Origin of the sequence: Geobacillus sp. DSP4a (genome assembly GCF_013096875.1) — a bacterium.
GTDB lineage: Bacteria > Bacillota > Bacilli > Bacillales > Anoxybacillaceae > Geobacillus > Geobacillus thermophilus.
This window is the reverse complement of sequence record NZ_SDLD01000162.1, coordinates 1-715: the sequence shown is the minus strand read 5'-3', so window position 1 is coordinate 715 and position 715 is coordinate 1. Positions and strand designations below refer to the sequence as shown.

General features: G+C 37.9%; 1 pseudogene. It reads left to right on the top strand.

What is annotated here, in order from left to right:
- Positions 1-236: 236 nt before the first annotated feature.
- Positions 237-647: pseudogene (locus ETC02_RS18640) on the top strand (zinc ribbon domain-containing protein); the annotation flags it as partial.
- Positions 648-715: the final 68 nt, after the last annotated feature.

Here is a 715-nt window from a genome sequence, read left to right as displayed (position 1 = left end):
GAGAAGACTCCCACTTCAACGAAGCGAAGCGGAGTAAGTGGGAGATGAATCGCCTTAACTATATTTTGCTGAAAATAGGATAGATTCAGTAAAATATAGTATAATATAGTTAGATGGGAGGTGAAAAAATGTATTTTTGTATCAAACAACAGCTAAATGGTTTGACCAAAGAAGAATACTTGACTCTTCGAGAACTGTGCCATATTGCCAAGAACATGTACAACGTCGGATTGTAAATTGGCAAACTTGTCATTGGCTATGCGGAAACATGGCAACGCAATATTAATCTAGGAAAAAAGACAAATCAAAACTTTGTCAATATTCCTCTCGGTAACATAAAAGAAAAACTAGAATATCTTTGTGAATTTTACGGCATTGAATTCTTGAAACAGGAAGAATCATATACGTCTCAAGCCAGCTTTTTTGACGGCGATGAGATTCCTGAATATAATGCCGACAATCCAAAAGAATATAAGTTCAGCGGCAAACGTATTAAGCGCGGCTTGTATCGAACAAAGTCTGGCAAACTAATTAATGCTGATGTCAATGGCGCATTAAACATCTTAAAGAAAAGTAAAGCTGTAGACCTGAGTGTCTTATGCTCTAGCGGCGAAGTGGACACGCCTCAAAGAATAAGGATTGCTTGAAGCAGTCAAACTTCTTTGGAAGCCCCCACTTCAAATTTTCGCTAGAAAATTAAGTGGGGGTAGTTCAC